Source organism: Nesterenkonia halophila, assembly GCF_009467795.1.
GTDB classification, from domain to species: Bacteria; Actinomycetota; Actinomycetes; order Actinomycetales; family Micrococcaceae; genus Nesterenkonia; species Nesterenkonia halobia.
The window spans coordinates 187581-203357 of the sequence record NZ_WIAX01000001.1 but is presented as its reverse complement, the minus strand read 5'-3'; the positions used below and the strand labels follow the sequence as shown (position 1 = coordinate 203357).

The 15777-nt window shown below is 70.8% G+C and carries 14 protein-coding genes and 1 tRNA gene; 5 read left to right on the top strand and 10 right to left on the bottom strand.

All coding sequences use genetic code 11. The features are described 5' to 3' along the window. Positions 1–109 precede the first annotated feature (109 nt). From rpoB to GCL72_RS00970, 3 genes are all read right to left on the bottom strand, one after another. Entirely contained in the window at positions 110–3616 is a 3507-nt protein-coding gene (gene rpoB, locus GCL72_RS00980; RefSeq protein WP_153142841.1) for a DNA-directed RNA polymerase subunit beta, read from the bottom strand. 490 nt (positions 3617–4106) lie between these two features. Further along, positions 4107–4799, bottom strand: coding sequence for a LuxR C-terminal-related transcriptional regulator (locus GCL72_RS00975; protein WP_153142840.1), 693 nt, complete (start codon positions 4797–4799; stop codon positions 4107–4109). Next, entirely contained in the window at positions 4796–6211 is a 1416-nt protein-coding gene (locus GCL72_RS00970) for an ATP-binding protein (RefSeq protein WP_153142839.1), read from the bottom strand. Before GCL72_RS00970 ends, GCL72_RS00975 begins: the two co-directional genes overlap by 4 nt. A 134-nt stretch (positions 6212–6345) precedes the next feature. On the opposite strand from GCL72_RS00970, the gene GCL72_RS00965 reads away from it, so the two are divergent. The 4 genes from GCL72_RS00965 to GCL72_RS00950 all read left to right on the top strand — a co-directional run bounded on the left by GCL72_RS00965 (position 6346) and on the right by GCL72_RS00950 (position 9661). Continuing rightward, on the top strand, positions 6346–7785 hold the full coding sequence (locus tag GCL72_RS00965; protein ID WP_153142838.1) for a PspC domain-containing protein: 1440 nt from the start codon (positions 6346–6348) through the stop codon (positions 7783–7785). After that, positions 7785–8291, top strand: coding sequence for a hypothetical protein (locus tag GCL72_RS00960; RefSeq protein WP_153142837.1), 507 nt, complete (start codon positions 7785–7787; stop codon positions 8289–8291). The genes GCL72_RS00965 and GCL72_RS00960 overlap by 1 nt, the downstream gene beginning before the upstream one ends. 171 nt (positions 8292–8462) lie before the next feature. Then, on the top strand, positions 8463–9149 hold the full coding sequence (locus GCL72_RS00955) for a DUF899 family protein (RefSeq protein WP_153142836.1): 687 nt from the start codon (positions 8463–8465) through the stop codon (positions 9147–9149). Beyond that, complete coding sequence (locus tag GCL72_RS00950) at positions 9146–9661, top strand: SRPBCC family protein (RefSeq protein WP_153142835.1); 516 nt, start codon at positions 9146–9148, stop codon at positions 9659–9661. The genes GCL72_RS00955 and GCL72_RS00950 overlap by 4 nt, the downstream gene beginning before the upstream one ends. Before the next feature lie 119 nt (positions 9662–9780). On the opposite strand, the gene rplL is transcribed toward GCL72_RS00950, so the two are convergent. From rplL to GCL72_RS00915, 7 genes are all read right to left on the bottom strand, one after another. Next, positions 9781–10167: a 50S ribosomal protein L7/L12 gene (gene rplL, locus GCL72_RS00945; protein WP_153142834.1), complete on the bottom strand. Its 387-nt coding sequence runs from the start codon at positions 10165–10167 to the stop codon at positions 9781–9783. A gap of 141 nt (positions 10168–10308) precedes the next feature. Continuing rightward, positions 10309–10827, bottom strand: a complete 519-nt coding sequence (gene rplJ, locus GCL72_RS00940) for a 50S ribosomal protein L10 (protein WP_010524233.1) — start codon at positions 10825–10827, stop codon at positions 10309–10311. Between the two features lie 466 nt (positions 10828–11293). Continuing rightward, positions 11294–12001: a 50S ribosomal protein L1 gene (rplA, locus tag GCL72_RS00935; RefSeq protein ID WP_153142833.1), complete on the bottom strand. Its 708-nt coding sequence runs from the start codon at positions 11999–12001 to the stop codon at positions 11294–11296. 81 nt (positions 12002–12082) lie between these two features. After that, complete coding sequence (gene rplK / locus GCL72_RS00930) at positions 12083–12514, bottom strand: 50S ribosomal protein L11 (RefSeq protein ID WP_153142832.1); 432 nt, start codon at positions 12512–12514, stop codon at positions 12083–12085. 173 nt (positions 12515–12687) lie between these two features. After that, a complete protein-coding gene (locus GCL72_RS00925) occupies positions 12688–13569 on the bottom strand; it encodes a transcription termination/antitermination protein NusG (protein ID WP_153142831.1) in 882 nt (293 codons plus the stop codon). A 119-nt stretch (positions 13570–13688) separates the two neighbouring features. Further along, positions 13689–13985, bottom strand: a complete 297-nt coding sequence (secE, locus tag GCL72_RS00920) for a preprotein translocase subunit SecE (protein ID WP_153142829.1) — start codon at positions 13983–13985, stop codon at positions 13689–13691. A 71-nt stretch (positions 13986–14056) separates the two neighbouring features. Beyond that, a tRNA-Trp gene (locus GCL72_RS00915) sits at positions 14057–14129 on the bottom strand. 308 nt (positions 14130–14437) lie between these two features. On the opposite strand from GCL72_RS00915, the gene GCL72_RS00910 reads away from it, so the two are divergent. Further along, on the top strand, positions 14438–15643 hold the full coding sequence (locus GCL72_RS00910) for a pyridoxal phosphate-dependent aminotransferase (protein ID WP_153142828.1): 1206 nt from the start codon (positions 14438–14440) through the stop codon (positions 15641–15643). Positions 15644–15777: the final 134 nt, after the last annotated feature.

The window sequence follows — 15777 nt, the reverse complement described above, 5'->3', positions numbered from 1 at the left end:
TCCGGTGTCTCTCTTTTCTCTCTCAAGATTCGTGACGTCTGGCGATGCATGCGTAGTCCGTCGACCTCCCCGCGTCGGCTCGCCGAGCCGACGCGGGGCGGCGAGGGACTCAGACCTCTTCGACCGAGTTCGGCTCCGCGCGGGACAGGTCGATGCCCAGCTCCTCTGCGGCGCTGAACCCGGACTCCTCCGCGTCACGCATCTCGATCGCGCTGCCGTCCGAGGAGAGGACCTCCACATTCAGGCAGAGCGACTGCATCTCCTTGATGAGGACCTTGAACGACTCCGGAACGCCGGGCTCCGGGATGTTCTCGCCCTTCACGATGGCCTCGTACACCTGCACTCGACCGTGGATGTCGTCCGACTTGATGGTCAGCAGCTCCTGCAGCGTGTAGGCCGAGCCGTACGCCTCCAGGGCCCAGACCTCCATCTCGCCGAAGCGCTGACCGCCGAACTGCGCCTTACCACCGAGCGGCTGCTGGGTGATCATCGAGTACGGTCCGGTGGAGCGGGCGTGGATCTTGTCGTCCACCAGGTGGTGCAGCTTCAGGATGTACATGTAGCCGACCGAGACGCCGTCCGGGAACGGCTCGCCGGAGCGGCCGTCGTACAGCTTGGCCTTGCCGTCGCCGCCGACGAGACGCTCGCCGTCGCGGGTCGGGTTGGTGGACTCCAGCACACCGGTGAGCTCGTCGGGCTCGGCGCCGTCGAACACCGGGGTCGCGACCTTGGTCGGGCCGGTCTCGCGCGGCAGGTTCGGCAGCTTCTGGACCCACTCGGGCTCGCCCTCGATCTTCCAGCCCTGCTTGGCCGCCCAGCCCAGGTGCAGCTCCATGACCTGGCCGATGTTCATGCGCCCGGGGACGCCCATCGGGTTGAGCACGACGTCGACCGGGGTGCCGTCGGCCATGAAGGGCATGTCCTCGACCGGCAGGACCCTCGAGATCACGCCCTTGTTGCCGTGGCGGCCGGCGAGCTTGTCGCCGTCGGTGATCTTGCGCTTCTGGGCCACGTAGACGCGGACCAGCTGGTTCACGCCCGGAGGCAGCTCGTCGCCGTTCTCGGCGTCGAAGATGCGCACGCCGATCACGGTGCCGGACTCGCCGTGCGGCACCTTCAGCGAGGTGTCGCGGACTTCGCGGGACTTCTCGCCGAAGATCGCGCGCAGCAGGCGCTCCTCCGGAGTCAGCTCGGTCTCTCCCTTCGGCGTGACGCGGCCGACGAGGATGTCGCCGGCCTCGACCTCGGCGCCGATGTGGATGATGCCGCGCTCATCGAGCTGGGAGAGCATCTCGTCGGAGACGTTCGGGATGTCCCGGGTGACCTCCTCGGCGCCCAGCTTGGTGTCGCGGGCGTCGACCTCATGCTCCTCGACGTGGATCGAGGTCATCACGTCGTCCTGCACCAGACGCTGGGAGAGGATGATCGCGTCCTCGAAGTTATGACCCTCCCAGGACATGAACGCCACCAGGAGGTTCTTGCCGATCGCCAGCTCGCCGGCCTCGGTGGAGGGACCGTCGGCGATGATCGACTGGCGCTCGACCCGCTGGCCCTCGGCGACCCGGACCCGCTGGTTGTACGCGTTGCCCTGGTTCGAGCGCTCGAACTTCATGATCGGGTAGTTGGTCGTGGTCCCGTCGTCGTTCATCACGGTGACCAGGTCGGCGGCGACCTTGGTGACCACGCCCGGCCGCTCGGCGGTGACCGAGTCGCCGGCGTCGACTGCGGCGTACTTCTCCATACCGGTGCCGACCAGCGGGGACTCCGACTCGAGCATCGGCACGGCCTGGCGCTGCATGTTCGCGCCCATCAGCGCGCGGTTGGCGTCGTCGTGCTCGAGGAACGGGATCATCGCGGTCGCGACGGAGACCATCTGCCGCGGCGAGACGTCCATGTAGTCGATGTCGTCGGCCGTGACCACCACCGGCTCGCCCTCGCCGCCGCGCTGACGGCAGAGCACGTGCTCCTCGGTGAACGAGCCGTCCTCGTTCAGCGGCGCGTTGGCCTGGGCGATCTGCGCGGCCAGCTCGTCGTCGGCGGTCAGGTAGTCGACCTGGTCGGTGACCTTGCCGTCGACGACCTTGCGGTACGGCGTCTCGATGAAGCCGAAGCTGTTGATCCGGCCGTAGGTCGCCAGCGAGCCGATCAGACCGATGTTCGGACCCTCGGGGGTCTCGATCGGGCACATGCGGCCGTAGTGCGAGGGGTGGACGTCGCGGACCTCCATGCCGGCGCGGTCGCGGGACAGACCGCCCGGACCCAGCGCGGAGAGACGCCGCTTATGCGTCAGTCCGGCCAGCGGGTTGTTCTGGTCCATGAACTGCGACAGCTGCGAGGTGCCGAAGAACTCCTTGATGGAGGCCACGACCGGCCGGATGTTGATCAGCGTCTGCGGTGTGATCGCCTCGACGTCCTGGGTGGTCATCCGCTCGCGGACGACGCGCTCCATGCGGGAGAGGCCGGTGCGGATCTGGTTCTCGATCAGCTCGCCGACCGCCCGGATGCGCCGGTTGCCGAAGTGGTCGATGTCGTCGACGGACACCGGAACCTCGATCTCCTCGCCGTCCGCGACGCCCTTGAGCGTCTCGCGGCCGGCGTGCAGCGCGCAGAGGTAGTGGATCATCGCGACGATGTCCTCCTCGGTGAGCACCGAGGAGTCCGCGTCGGTGAAGTCCTTGTCCACGCCCAGCTTGCGGTTGAGCTTGTAGCGGCCCACCTTCGCCAGGTCGTAGCGCTTCGGGGTGAAGTACAGCCCCTTGAGCAGGCCCTCGGCGGCCTCGACCGTCGGCGGCTCGCCCGGACGCAGCTTCCGGTAGATGTCCAGCAGCGCCTCGTCCTGGGTCTCGAAGGTGTCCTTCTCCAGGGTCGCGCGCACCGAGTCGTACTCGCCGAACTCCTCGATGATCCGCGACTCGGTCCAGCCCAGGGCCTTCAGCAGCGCCGTCACCGGCTGCTTGCGCTTGCGGTCGAGCCGCACGCCGACCTGGTCGCGCTTGTCGATCTCCAGCTCGAACCAGGCACCGCGGGACGGGATGACCTTGGCGGTGTAGATGTCCTTGTCGCTGGTCTTGTCCGGGCTGCGCTCGAAGTAGGCGCCCGGCGAGCGGACCAGCTGCGAGACGACGACGCGCTCGGTGCCGTTGATGATGAACGTGCCGTGGCCGGTCATCAGCGGGAAGTCGCCCATGAAGACCGTCTGCTGCTTGATCTCGCCGGTGCTGTGGTTCATGAACTCCGCCTTGACGTACAGCGGGGCGGAGTAGGTGGTGTCGCGTTCCTTGCACTCGGCGACCGGCATCTTCGGATCGGAGAACTCCGGGTCCGAGAAGCTCAGGGACATGGTGCCCTGGAAGTCCTCGATCGGCGACATCTCCTCGAAGATGTCGGACAGTCCGGAGGTGTCGGAGACGCCCTTGATGCCCTTCTGGCGGGCCTCCTCCACCCGGGCGGCCCAGGCGTCGTTGCCGACGAGGCGGTCGAAGGACTCGACCTGCAGAGCCAGCAGCTCGGGGACGTCGAGGGGCTCGGAGATCTTGGCGAATGAGAGTCGGCCGGCGTATTCAGCGGTGCGGGCCGAGGCAGCGGTTTGAGAGTTTGAGGTGCTCGAGGCGACCAAGAGGGATCCTTCCACAGACCTTCGTAGCTTCCTTGGCACGCTTCCCCCGCTCCCGCCGGGGGCGCCCGCGGTCGGCGCCGGCGGCTGTGCCGACGTCGTCAGGCCGCGACGACCCGGTCATGGATGAGGAGCAAGAGACGGTGCCCACCGCTATTTGAAGGCACGCGCATAGAGGGGAGGCGCAAAAGTACAGCATAAACGACGGCGACGCATGGGCGCAACAGCCGCCCGCGGAGATCCCGCGGGTCGCCGGTCATGGAGGTTGTGCGTCCGCCCGGCCTCGACCGGGCGTCGTCGTCCGGCCCGGAGCGATCCGGCGGACGCCGGGGCCCCGACGCCGCCGCCGGCCCTCGGCCGGGGTGTCCGCGGCGGAACCCGCGCAAGAGTGTAGCACCGGAGATCGGGGTCACGCACCGCCGGCGACGGCGCGCCGAGGTCGGCGACGTCCGGCGTCGTCGGCCCGTCCCGTCGGCCCGTCCCGCCGGACCGCTCAGACGATCCGGCGCTGCTCGGCCCAGCGGGTCAGCTCATGGCGGGAGGAGAGCTGGAGCTTGCGCAGCACGTTGGACACGTGGGTCTCCACCGTCTTGATCGACAGGAACAGATCCGAGGCGATCTCCCGGTAGGTGTGTCCGCGGGCGATCAGCCGCATGACTTCGACTTCGCGGGCGGACAGCAGATCCAGCTCCTCGTCCCGGACGCCGGCGGCCGCCGAGGTGCCGAATGCGTCCAGCACGAATCCGGCCAGCCGCGGGGAGAACACCGCGTCTCCGGCGGAGACTGTGGCCACCGCCGCGATCAGGTCGTCGGCGCTGATCGTCTTGGTCACGTATCCCCGGGCGCCGGCGCGGATGACCGAGACGACGTCCTCGGCCTGGTCGGAGACGCTGATCGCCAGGACGCGCACCTCCTCGAGCAGGTCCCGGCAGGCGAGGGCGACCTCGGCCCCGCCGCCTCCGGAGCCGCCGGGCAGGTGGACGTCGAGCAGCACCACCTCGGGCCGCTGCTCGCGCACGACGGCGATCGCCGACTCGACGTCGTGGGCCTCGCCGAGCACCTCCACTCGTCCCTCCAGCTCGGCGCGCAGACCTGCCCTGAAGATGGCATGGTCGTCGACGATCACCACGCGCCGCGGCCGGTCCGCGGACGCGGCCTGGGCCGCCCTCGTCGTCTCCTCGCTCATGACGGATCTCCTCCCCGCAGGTGTTCCCGGGAGTCCCCGGGATGCTCCTCGCCGCCGCCGGCATCCTGCTCGGCGGGGCCCTCCTCCCGCTCCTCGGCGCCGCGCTCGACGGGCATGATCAGTTCGACCTCCGTGCCCCGCTCCCCCGAGCGGATCCTCGCCTCGCCGCCGCCGCGGCGCATCCGGCCGATGATCGATTCCCGCAGACCCATCCGGTCGGCGCCGACGGCGTCGACGTCGAAGCCCGGCCCTCGGTCGCGGATGAACACCGCGTCGGCCGCGGGATCGGACTCGACATAGACCGACGCCGGCCCGGCGTGCGTGAGCGCGTTGGCCATCGCCTCGCGCGCCGCGGCGACCAGCACCCGGTGGTCGCGGGCCTGCGACTCCCCCACGGCGACGACGTCGACGGCCGCTCCGTGCAGCTCCTCCAGCTCCGCGCCGACGGCGAGGAGCTGATCTTTCAGCGTGCCGGGATCGGCGGCGTCGCGCCGATAGAGCCACCCGCGCAGCTGCCGCTCCTGGCGCCGCGCGAGATGTTCGACCGCCGCCGGGTCGCCGCGCTGCTTCTGGATCACCGCCAGCGTCTGCAGCACCGAATCGTGCAGATGGGCGGCGATGTCGGCACGCTCGGCCTCGGCGGCGGCCCGGGCGCGCTCGGCGGTCATCGTCCGGTACATCCGCAGCAGCCAGGGCGCGGCGACCAGCACGACGCCGGCCAGCAGCATCAGGGCCACCACCAGGCCCACCAGCAGATCGCCGGCGGGCACGAAGCCGCCGGCGAGGACCAGCAGCGCGACGACGACCAGGCCGGCGCCGGCGGCGACCTGCCAGAGCGCGCCGCGCCGTCCGCCGTCGCGTCCGGTGCGGTCCACCTGCGACCAGGCCAGCAGCACGCCGACGACGATGACTGCCGGAGGGCCGACGAGCCGCCAGTTCAGCGGCACGCCGACCAGCGTCAGCGCCAGCAGACCGGCGGCGCCGAGCAGCAGTCCGCCGGCCAGCACCTCCGGAGAGCTGGTCAGGCTGTCCAGCACGGCGCGCACCCGATCGGCGGGGGTCTCCGGGCCGCGGGAGGCCGAGCGTCCGCGATCCTCGCCGGGCTCGTCCGAGTCGGCCGTCTCCGCCGCGGCGCCGTCCCGTGCAGCGCCGTCCGGTGCGGCGGCGTCGACGGCCGGACCGCTGAGGCCGCGCACGCCGGCCGTGCCGGCCGGCTCGTCCTCGGCCGGGACGAAGATCCACAGCCAGCAGTAGAGAAGCACGCCCAGTCCGCCGGCGATGGCCAGTCCGATCATCACCGCGCGGACCACCGGAGCCGAGACCTGCAGGTGCCGCGCGACGCCGAGGCAGACCCCGGCCACGGGAGTGCCGGCCGCCCGGCGCAGCGGCGGGCGGGGTGCAGGGTCGGTCATGGCTCCATCCTGTCACGCAGGCCCGTCCCCGAGTCCGCCGATCCCCGGAATTCCGGGAGTCCCGAGGGCGACTCAGGGTCGGTTCAGGGCGATCCCCGATAGCGCGCGGCGCGGCGCCGGAGGATGCTGGAGCCATGGATTCGACCACTCGACCCGATGACGACGCCCGGCGGGAGCCCGGCCGGACGTCCGAGCCCGAAGCAGGCCGGCGGCTGTTCGACCGGCTCCGCGCCACCGGCCTGCAGCGCCCCGAGGAGGGCTGGATCGGCGGCGTGATGGCCTTGATCGCCCGCCGGCTGCGCTGGGATCCGACGCTGGTGCGCGGCCTCGGCGTCCTCGCCGCGCTGCTCTTCTTCTCGCCGATGCTCCTGCTCTACGGCCTCGCCTGGATCCTGCTGCCGGACCACCGGGAGAGGATCCCGGCCCAGCGGGCGATCCGCGGCGACGTCACCGGCGGATTCGTCGTCGGCGCGCTGCTGGCGGTGCTCGGCGCGCTGAACGTCATCACCCCGCTGAATCTGGCCGGGCCCTTCGCCGTCCTGGCCAACGTGGTGATCATCGCCGTGGTCGTCGCTCTCGTGGTCGCGACGACGCGCGGACGTCGCGGACACCGTGGACGCCGGAGCCGCCCGAGCGACGACGCCGGGGACGCGGCGGATCCCCAGGGCGGCGACGCCGCGGGAAAAGCCCGGGCCGGGCGCTCGTCCCCCGCCCGTGAGGACGGCCGCCCGGCGTGGTTCCCGAAGGACTCCGCCCCCTCGGCCGACGCGGCCGCGACGGCGTCGACCGGAGCGGCTGCGCCCGCCCCGGCGACTGCCGACGCGCGCCGGCCCGGAGGCTGTCACGAGGCGGCGCCCTCGGCGCGCAGCCTGCGTGAGCGCGAGGCCGGGCGGCGACGTCGCCGGGTCACCCTCGGCCTGGTGCTGCTGGTGGTGCCCGGGCTGATCCTGCTGGGCCTGGCCGGGGACGCCCTGGGCTTCCCCGGATCCGCCCTGGTGCTCGCCGGCCTGATCGGCATCGTGGCGCTGCTGGCCGTCGGCCACCTGGTCGCCGCGCTGCGCGGCCGCCGCGCCCGCGGGGGCCTGCTGGTCCTCGCGACGGCGGCGATGTTGCTGGTGTTCGCCGTCCACCAGGGCGCGGCGGACGCCCCGCGCTCCGACGGCGCCTACCGGGCCTTCAGCAACAGCACCACCGAGGAGGACGCGCTCAACGCGGCCTTCTCGAACTCCACGATGGACCTGCGGCATCTGCAGGGCGAGGAGGGCACTGTGGAGGCCTCGCTGAACACGGCCTTCGCCAGCAACGACGTCGTCGTCCCGGACGGAGCCGCCGTCGTCCTGGAGTCCCGGCAGGCTCTGGGCTCGCTGGCCGTGGAGATGCAGGACGACGAGCGCCGCATCGCGGGGCTCGACGCCGGCGAGCATCGCTTCGGCCCGGCCGACGCGTCCCTGGAGATCCGGCTGACAGTGCAGTCGGCCTTCGGCTCGACCACGCTCTATGACGCCTCCAGCTATGCCGCAGCGGACCCCGAGGCGGCCGCGGCGCCCCGCCCCGACGGAGAGGTGACCCTCTGATGACGACGAATCCGCAGCACGAGACGACAGGCTCCGGCGGCTCCGACAGCTCGAGTGGCTCCAGCGGCGCTGGCGGCTCCGGCGACCCGCGGACCACGACGCCGCCGCCCCGCGAGCCCGAGGACGTCGACTCGCTGCTCGCCGAGACGCTGCGCGCCGAGAGCGAGGAGCACTTCACCTGGAAGGAGCCGGAGCGGAAGCCGCGGTGGTTCGAGCGCGTGGAGCAGCAGAGCCCCGCGGCGGCGTCGGCGAGCCGGACCGTCTCGCCGACGAGCTCCGCGGCGCCGGCTCCGATCGGCTCGTCTACCGCGTCTTCGGGCGGCGGGCCGCGCATCGGCCAGCTCCTCCTGGGCGCGGTCTGCCTGATACTGGCGCTGTGGTGCCTCGCCGCCCTGGTGTTCGGCGTCGTGTTCGACCCGCTGCTGATGGCGCTCGGGCTGTGCACGCTCGGCGGGCTGGCGCTCGTGGTCACCGGGCTGCGACCGCGCCGACGTCGGCGGCTCTGACCGCGCGCCGCACAGCCGCGCTCCTGAGGACCCCGCTCCGCACCGTCCCGCTCCTCCGCCGCACCTCGTGTCCGGTGCTCGCCGCGGAACCTTGACTCCGGCGCGCCGCCGAGGCCTACTCTGCAGATCCGCCGGCGCACCCGTGCCGGGCGACCCGAGGGAGTGAGACCGATGAGTCCGTCCGTGCCTCATGCGGTGGACGAGAAGACCTGGCGCCGGGAGCTCGAGACGCTCCGCGCCCGGGAGAAGGCGGCCACCCGCGAACTCGATGCGATCGCCGCGCAGCGCCGCCGGCTGCCCATGGTGGAGATGCCGCCGTACACGTTGACCGGGCCCGACGGTCCGGTTCCGCTGGCCGAGGTCTTCGACGGCGCCGCGCAGCTGATCACCTACCACCACATGTGGTTCCCCGACGAGGAATGGCAGTGTCCCGGGTGCACCTGGTTCAGCTCCCAGTTCACCCGGCTGGAGTTCCTCGCCGCCTACGACGCGCGCTTCGTGGTGGTGACCCAGGGAGAGATCGACGCCGCGCTGGCCTACCGGGAGAAGGTCGGCAACAGGATGCCCTGGTACTCCACCGCCGGCAGCAGCTTCGGCGCCGACGTCGGCGCCCCGCCCGGCGGCCAGTTCGCGATCAACGTGTTCCTGCGCGACGGCGACACCGTCTACCGCACCTGGCACACCACCGACCGCGGCCTGGAGCAGCTGTCGCACACCTTCGGGCTGATCGACACTCTGCCCTACGGCCGCCAGGAGGAGTGGCAGGACTCCCCCGCGGGCTGGCCGCAGTCGCCCACCTACAGCCGATGGCCCGATGCGCAGACCCTCGCCGCGACCTACGGAGGACAGTCCCGATGACCACCGGATCCCCGCACGCTTCGGCCGCCGAGGCCGCTCGGATGCGTCGCAGCAGGACCCTCGAGGCGCCGCCCGCGGCGGTCTTCGCCGTGCTGGCCGATCCGGCCGAGCACCAGCACACCGAACCGACCGACTGGGTGCGCGAGCCGCATGACGCCGCGCCGCTCACCGGCGTCGGCCAGATCTTCGGCATGCATATGTTCCATGTGAACGCCGGCGGCGACTACCGGATGGACAATCGGGTGATCGCCTTCTTCCAGGACCGGGTCCTCGCCTGGGAGCCCGGTCAGTACAACGACGCCGGGCGGCTGGACACCGGCGGCTGGACCTGGCGCTATGATCTGACCCCCGTCGACGGCGCCGAGGCCGGCACCGCGGTGACGCTGACCTACGACTGGTCGGCGGTCCCGGAGCCGCTGCGCGAGACGCTCGGGCTGCCGCCCTTCGGCCCCGAGTTCCTCGACGACTCGTTGGCCGCCCTGGCGTCGCGGGTGGCCGAGCGCGGCCGCTGAACGCCCCGAGACGCAGACGGGCCCCGCCGGAGCAGATGCTCCGGCGGGGGCCCGTCCATCAGCCGTCACCGGCCTACGCGGAACGACGCGGACGCCGTCCCGGGATCACACGGCGGTGATCACTTGAGGGAGATCGAGGCGCCTGCGCCCTCCAGGGTCTCCTTCGCCTTCTCGGCGGCCTCCTTGTCGACGCCCTCGAGCACCGGCTTCGGCGCGCCGTCGACCAGCTCCTTGGCCTCCTTCAGGCCGAGCGAGGTCAGGCCGCGGACCTCCTTGATGACGCCGATCTTCTTGTCGCCGGCGTCGTCCAGGATGACGTCGAACGCGGTCTGCTCCTCGACCTCCTCGGCGGCCTCGCCGCCGGCCGGGGCAGCACCGACGGCGGCGACCGGGGCGGCGGCCGACACGTCGAAGGTCTCCTCGAACTCCTTCACGAACTCGGAGAGCTCGATCAGGGTCATCTCCTTGAACTGCGCGATCAGCTCTTCGTTGCTCAGCTTCGCCATGGTGGCGCTCCTTCTCGTCTTCATTCGCGTCGAGCCTCGACGGCTCCGACGCCTGCGGATCTCGGTGGTCTCAGCCGTGGGTCACGGCCGCGGTCGCTTCCCGGTACGCCGCCGGGGGTCCTGCGACCAGTCGTACTCAGCTCACTCGCCGGCCTGGTCGGCCCGCAGCGCCTCGACCGTGCGCGCGGCCTTCGACAGCGGGGCCTCGAACAGCGAGGCGGCCTTGGACTGGACGCCCACGAGGGCGCCTGCCAGCTTGCTGAGCAGAACCTCACGGGATTCAAGATCCGCGAGCTTCTGGACGTCCTCAGCGTCGAGGGTGGCGCCATCCATGTAGCCGCCCTTGACGATCAGCTGAGGGTTCTTCTTGGCAAAGTCACGCAGCGACTTCGCGACGTCCACGGGGTCGCCGTGGACGAAGGCGATCGCGGACGGACCGGCCATCTGCCCCTTGAAGGAGTCGATGCCGGTCTCTTCGGCCGCGATCTCGGTCAGCGTGTTCTTCACCACGGCGTAGTGCGCGTTCTCCCGCACGGACCGGCGCAGCGTCTGCAGCTGGTCCACGGAGAGGCCGCGGTATTCCGTGAGCACTGCGGCGTTCGAGGAGGAGAAGAGATCCTTCAGCTCCTCGACGGCGGCAGCCTTCTCAGGGGTCGCCATGGCACTCCTTCCGATCACTGGAGCCGGCCAAGGTCGTCCGAGGAACCTGAGGGCACGAAAAAAGCCCCGGCGCGCAGGCGCACGGGGCTCACTCCTCCGCCCGGGGCGCGGCACATCCTGGAGACGCGCGACCCCCACGGGTCAGGAATGGCTGGAATGCACCTGCGCAGGTCGCCCGAACGGGTCTTTACAGTTGCGCCATGCTCCGGGATCACTCCCAGCGACCTCGGGGATCCAGTGCCACTGGCTCCCCTGGCGACAACGACCGGCGGTCTTTGGTCAGTGGATACTCTACAGGACCGGCCCCGGACCCTCAAATCACCCTCGGATCGCCCCGGGAGCGGGCCGTCGGCGAGCCTGCTGAGCGGGAGCGACGCCGGCCCCACACACGGCTGAGGCCCGGCTCCCCCGTCGGGGAGCCGGGCCTCAGTGCGGACGTCGGCGGAGCCGGCGGGTCGGGCGAGGATCAGGCCTCGGCGACGACCTTGGTGACATTCGGGTCGACCTGGATGCCCGGGCCGAAGGTCGTGGTCATCGCGGCGCGCTGGATGTAGCGGCCCTTCGACGACGACGGCTTCAGCCGCAGCACCTCGTCCAGCGCGGCGGCGTAGTTCTCCGCCAGCTGCTGGTCGTCGAAGCTGGTGCGCCCGATGATGAAGTGCAGGTTCGCCTGCTTGTCGACGCGGAAGTCGATCTTGCCGCCCTTGATGTCGCCCACGGCCTTGGCGACGTCGGGGGTCACCGTGCCGGTCTTCGGATTCGGCATCAGGTTGCGGGGACCGAGGACCTTGCCGAGCCGGCCGACCTTGCCCATCATGTCGGGCGAGGCCACGGCGGCGTCGAAGTCGGTCCAGCCGTCGGCGACCTGGGCGATGAGCTCGTCGCCGCCCACGAAGTCGGCGCCGGCCTCCTCGGCCTTGGCCGCGTTGTCACCCTGGGTGAAGACCACCACGCGGGCGGTCTTGCCGGTGCCGTGCGGCAGGTTCACCGTGCCGCGGACCATCTGGTCGGCCTTCCGCGGGTCGACGCTCAGCCGGAACGCGACCTCGACGGTGGCATCCTTGCTGGACGGGTTGGTCTCCTTGGCCAGCTTCACGGCCTCGACCGGGGTGTAGAGGGCGTCCTCGCTGACCTTCTCAGCGGCTGCCCGGTATGCTTTGCTGCGCTTTGCCATCTGCGGTGTTCTCCTTAGCAGGTGTGGTGTGACGGACCGCGCGCGATCCTTCCCACAGTTGTTCGCCGGTCGGAGGCTGGATCAGCTCTCGACCGTGATGCCCATGGACCGGGCGGTGCCGGCCACGATCTTCGTGGCGGACTCGAGGTCGTTCGCGTTCAGATCCTCCATCTTGGTCTGAGCGATCTCCTCGACCTGGGAGAGGTTGACGGAGCCGACCTTCTGCATGTGCGGCTCGCCGGATCCCTTCTTCACGCCCGCGGCCTTCTTGATCAGCTCAGCGGCCGGCGGAGTCTTGGTGATGAAGGTGAAGGAGCGGTCCTCGTAGACCGTGATCTCCACAGGGATCACATTGCCGCGCTGCGACTCAGTCGCGGCGTTGTAAGCCTTGCAGAACTCCATGATGTTGACACCGTGCTGACCCAGCGCGGGACCGATGGGCGGTGCCGGGTTGGCGGCACCCGCCTCGATCTGCAGCTTGATCAGGCCGGCGACTTTCTTCTTCGGGGCCATGTCTCAGCGTCCTTCGTTCGTTCGGTGTCCCTGCTGCCACAGGAGCGTGAGCAGAGGGGGTGGCCACCCTGGCGTGATGACCGCACGACGACGCCGACCAAAGCCATCGGCGTCGTCGAAGCTTGTATTCGGATGTGTCCGTCCGTCCCCGGCGTCGGCGACGCGGCGGCGGATCAGTAGACCTTGTCCACCTGGCTGAAGTTCAGCGTCACCGGAGTCTCGCGCTCGAAGATCGAGACCAGCACGACCAGCTGGCGGCTGTCCGGGTGGATCTCGGAGACCGTGGCCGGCAGCGTGGCGAACGGGCCGTCGTTGACGGTGACGGACTCGCCGATCTCGAAGTCCACGGTGACGCCCTCGGGGGCGGCCGGGGCGGCGCCGCCGCCGGACTCGCCCGCGCCGGACTCCGCCGCCTTCGGGGCATCCGGACGGCCCAGCCGGTGCTCGGCGAGCATGTCGAAGACCTCGTCGAGGGTCAGCGGATGCGGATCGTAGGCGTTGCCGACGAATCCGGTGACTCCGGGGGTGTGGCGCACCACGCCCCAGGAGGCGTCGGTGAGCTCCATGCGCACGACCACGTAGCCGGGGATCCGCACGCGATTGACGACCTTGCGCTGGGTGCCCTTGATCTCCACGGCCTCTTCCATGGGGACGTCGATCTCGAAGATCAGCTCCTCCATGTCCTGAGTCTGGATGCGCGTCTCCAGATTGGACTTCACGCGCTTCTCATAGCCGGAGTAGGTGTGCACGACGTACCAGTCGCCGAGCTGGCGACGCAGCTTGCCGCGCAGCTCCTCGGCGCGCTGCTCCCAGGTCTTCTCCTCCTCGGCCGGCTCCTCCGCCGAGTCGTCGGCCTGGTCGCCCGCCTGCGCGCCGTCCTGCGCGGAGGCGGCGGCCTGCTGATCGGCGTCGGCCTCGTCGCCGGCGTCCTCCGCGGCAGGGGCCTCGACCTCGGCGGAGTCGGCCGCGTCCTCCGGGGCGAACTCGGTCGTCCCCTCGACGCCGGCCTCCGGGGCCTCAGCCTCGGCCTGCTGCGAACGTTCCTGATCAGACACTGCGTCTCCTGCTCTGCGTGGTGCGTGCCTCAGGCCCGCTGCGCTGCAGGGGATCCGTCGGCCGCTTCGTCATGTCACTGCGGTCATCCGTCGTCCGGCCGACGGGCGACCCGTGCGGATCACTCGCCGACTGCGCCCTCCCCGGCCGCCGCGGCGGAGGCGTCGCCGCCGCCGAACAGCCAGTCGGCGCCGGTGCCGAACAGCCAGTCCAGCCCCGTGACGATGAGGATCACCACGATCACGAACACCAGCACGACCAGCGTGTAGTTGGTCAGCTCGCGCCGGGTGGGGACGACCACCTTCTTGAGCTCGTCGACGACCTGGCGGAGGAACAGCCACATCCTGCCGAACGGACCCCGGGGGCCTCCTCCGTCCGGGGAGGACCCCTGGACTTCGGTGGACGGCGTCTGGGACACGGGGGCTCCATCTGGTCGAAGAACTCGGTGCGATGCTGATCGCCGTGACCGGGTCACGACGACGCTCAGCGCAGGGCAGACAGGACTCGAACCTGCAACCTACGGTTTTGGAGACCGTTGCGCTACCAATTGCGCCACTGCCCTAGGGATCCCACGGACCCGCACCGACCATTCTCGCATCGAACCTCACCGGCGCAAAGACGGCGCAAATCAGGTCTCGAACACGGCACGGCCGTGCCAGCCCACGTGATACCGATGGGCAAGTCTACGCTCCGGCGACGAAACTCGGCAAACCAGCCCCGCCGACGGTCGAGTCCGCCGCGCTCCGACGCTAGGCTGACCATCGTCGGCGGCCGCGCCGCGACGCACGTCCCCGCTGCACGACGCCGCCGCATGACCCCGAAGAAGGCCCGGACAGCAGGCCGCACGAAGGCCACGGAAGGAACCTCTCCATGACCGCACCGACCTCCCGCGTCTCCCGCCGGATCGGCTCCATCGCCGAGTCCGCGACGCTCGCCGTCGACGCCAAGGCCAAGGCCATGAAGGCCGCCGGAGAGGATGTGGTCGGGTTCGGCGCCGGAGAGCCCGACTTCCCGACGCCGGACTACATCGTCGAGGCCGCCGTCGACGCCGCCCGGACCCCGCGCTTCCACCGCTACTCGCCGGCCGCCGGCCTCCCCGAGCTGCGCGAGGCGGTGGCCGAGAAGACCACCCGCGACTCCGGCCTGTCCGTCGAGGCGCAGAACGTGCTGATCACCAACGGCGGCAAGCAGGCGGTGTACAACACCTTCGCGACGCTGCTCGACCCCGGCGACGAGGTCCTGGTGCCTGCTCCCTACTGGACGACCTACCCGGAGGCGATCAAGCTCGCCGACGGCGTGCCGGTGGAGGTCTTCGCCGGCCCGGAGCAGGGCTACCAGGTCACCGTCGAGCAGCTCGAGGCCGCCGTCACCGCACGCACCAAGGTGCTGGTCTTCGTCTCGCCGTCGAACCCCACCGGCGCGGTGCAGTCGCCTCGGGCCACCGCGGAGATCGGACGCTGGGCCGCGGAGAAGGGCCTGTGGGTGGTCACCGACGAGATCTACGAGCACCTGACCTACGACGACGTCGACTTCGCCTCGATCGCCTCGGTGGAGGAGCTCGCCGACCAGGTGGTGATCCTCAACGGCGTGGCCAAGACCTACGCGATGACCGGCTGGCGCGTCGGCTGGATGGTCGGCCCCGCCGACGTCATCAAGGCCGCCTCCAACCTGCAGTCGCACGCGACGTCGAACGTCGCCAACGTCTCGCAGATGGCCGCGCTGGCCGCGGTCACCGGCCCGCTGGACTCCGTGGAGGAGATGAAGGCCGCCTTCGACCGGCGACGTCGGACGATGGTCGACGGGCTGAACGCGATCGCCGGATTCTCCTGTCCCACTCCGCAGGGCGCCTTCTACGCCTACGTGGACGTCCGCGGGGCGCTGGGCCGCGAGATCGGCGGCAGCACGCCGCAGACCTCCGCGGAGCTGGCCGAGGTCATCCTCGAGCAGGCCAAGGTCGCCGTCGTCCCGGGCGAGGCCTTCGGGCCCGGAGGCTTCCTGCGACTGTCCTACGCGCTCGGCGACGAGGACCTCGCCCGCGGGCTGGAGCGCATCCGCGAGCTGCTCGGCGCGGCCTGAGCCGCCGTCGGCCCGCCGGGCGCCCGGAGACCTCGCCGGATGCGCGTCCGACGGCGAGAACGGTGAGAACTGTGAGCAGCACCGCCTAGACTGGATCCGCACCTGCCGACGGCGTCAGGCTCCCCATCCCGCGA

Bases quoted from the DNA above. Each gene is read 5' to 3' on its own strand.
- GCL72_RS00975 (WP_153142840.1), bottom strand. From the start codon at position 4,799: ATGAGCGAGGAGACGACGAGGGCGGCCCAGGCCGCGTCCGCGGACCGG.
- GCL72_RS00970 (WP_153142839.1), bottom strand. From the start codon at position 6,211: ATGACCGACCCTGCACCCCGCCCGCCGCTGCGCCGGGCGGCCGGCACT.
- GCL72_RS00965 (WP_153142838.1), top strand. From the start codon at position 6,346: ATGGATTCGACCACTCGACCCGATGACGACGCCCGGCGGGAGCCCGGC.
- GCL72_RS00960 (WP_153142837.1), top strand. From the start codon at position 7,785: ATGACGACGAATCCGCAGCACGAGACGACAGGCTCCGGCGGCTCCGAC.
- GCL72_RS00955 (WP_153142836.1), top strand. From the start codon at position 8,463: ATGAGTCCGTCCGTGCCTCATGCGGTGGACGAGAAGACCTGGCGCCGG.
- GCL72_RS00950 (WP_153142835.1), top strand. From the start codon at position 9,146: ATGACCACCGGATCCCCGCACGCTTCGGCCGCCGAGGCCGCTCGGATG.
- rplL (WP_153142834.1), bottom strand. From the start codon at position 10,167: ATGGCGAAGCTGAGCAACGAAGAGCTGATCGCGCAGTTCAAGGAGATG.
- rplJ (WP_010524233.1), bottom strand. From the start codon at position 10,827: ATGGCGACCCCTGAGAAGGCTGCCGCCGTCGAGGAGCTGAAGGATCTC.
- rplA (WP_153142833.1), bottom strand. From the start codon at position 12,001: ATGGCAAAGCGCAGCAAAGCATACCGGGCAGCCGCTGAGAAGGTCAGC.
- rplK (WP_153142832.1), bottom strand. From the start codon at position 12,514: ATGGCCCCGAAGAAGAAAGTCGCCGGCCTGATCAAGCTGCAGATCGAG.
- GCL72_RS00910 (WP_153142828.1), top strand. From the start codon at position 14,438: ATGACCGCACCGACCTCCCGCGTCTCCCGCCGGATCGGCTCCATCGCC.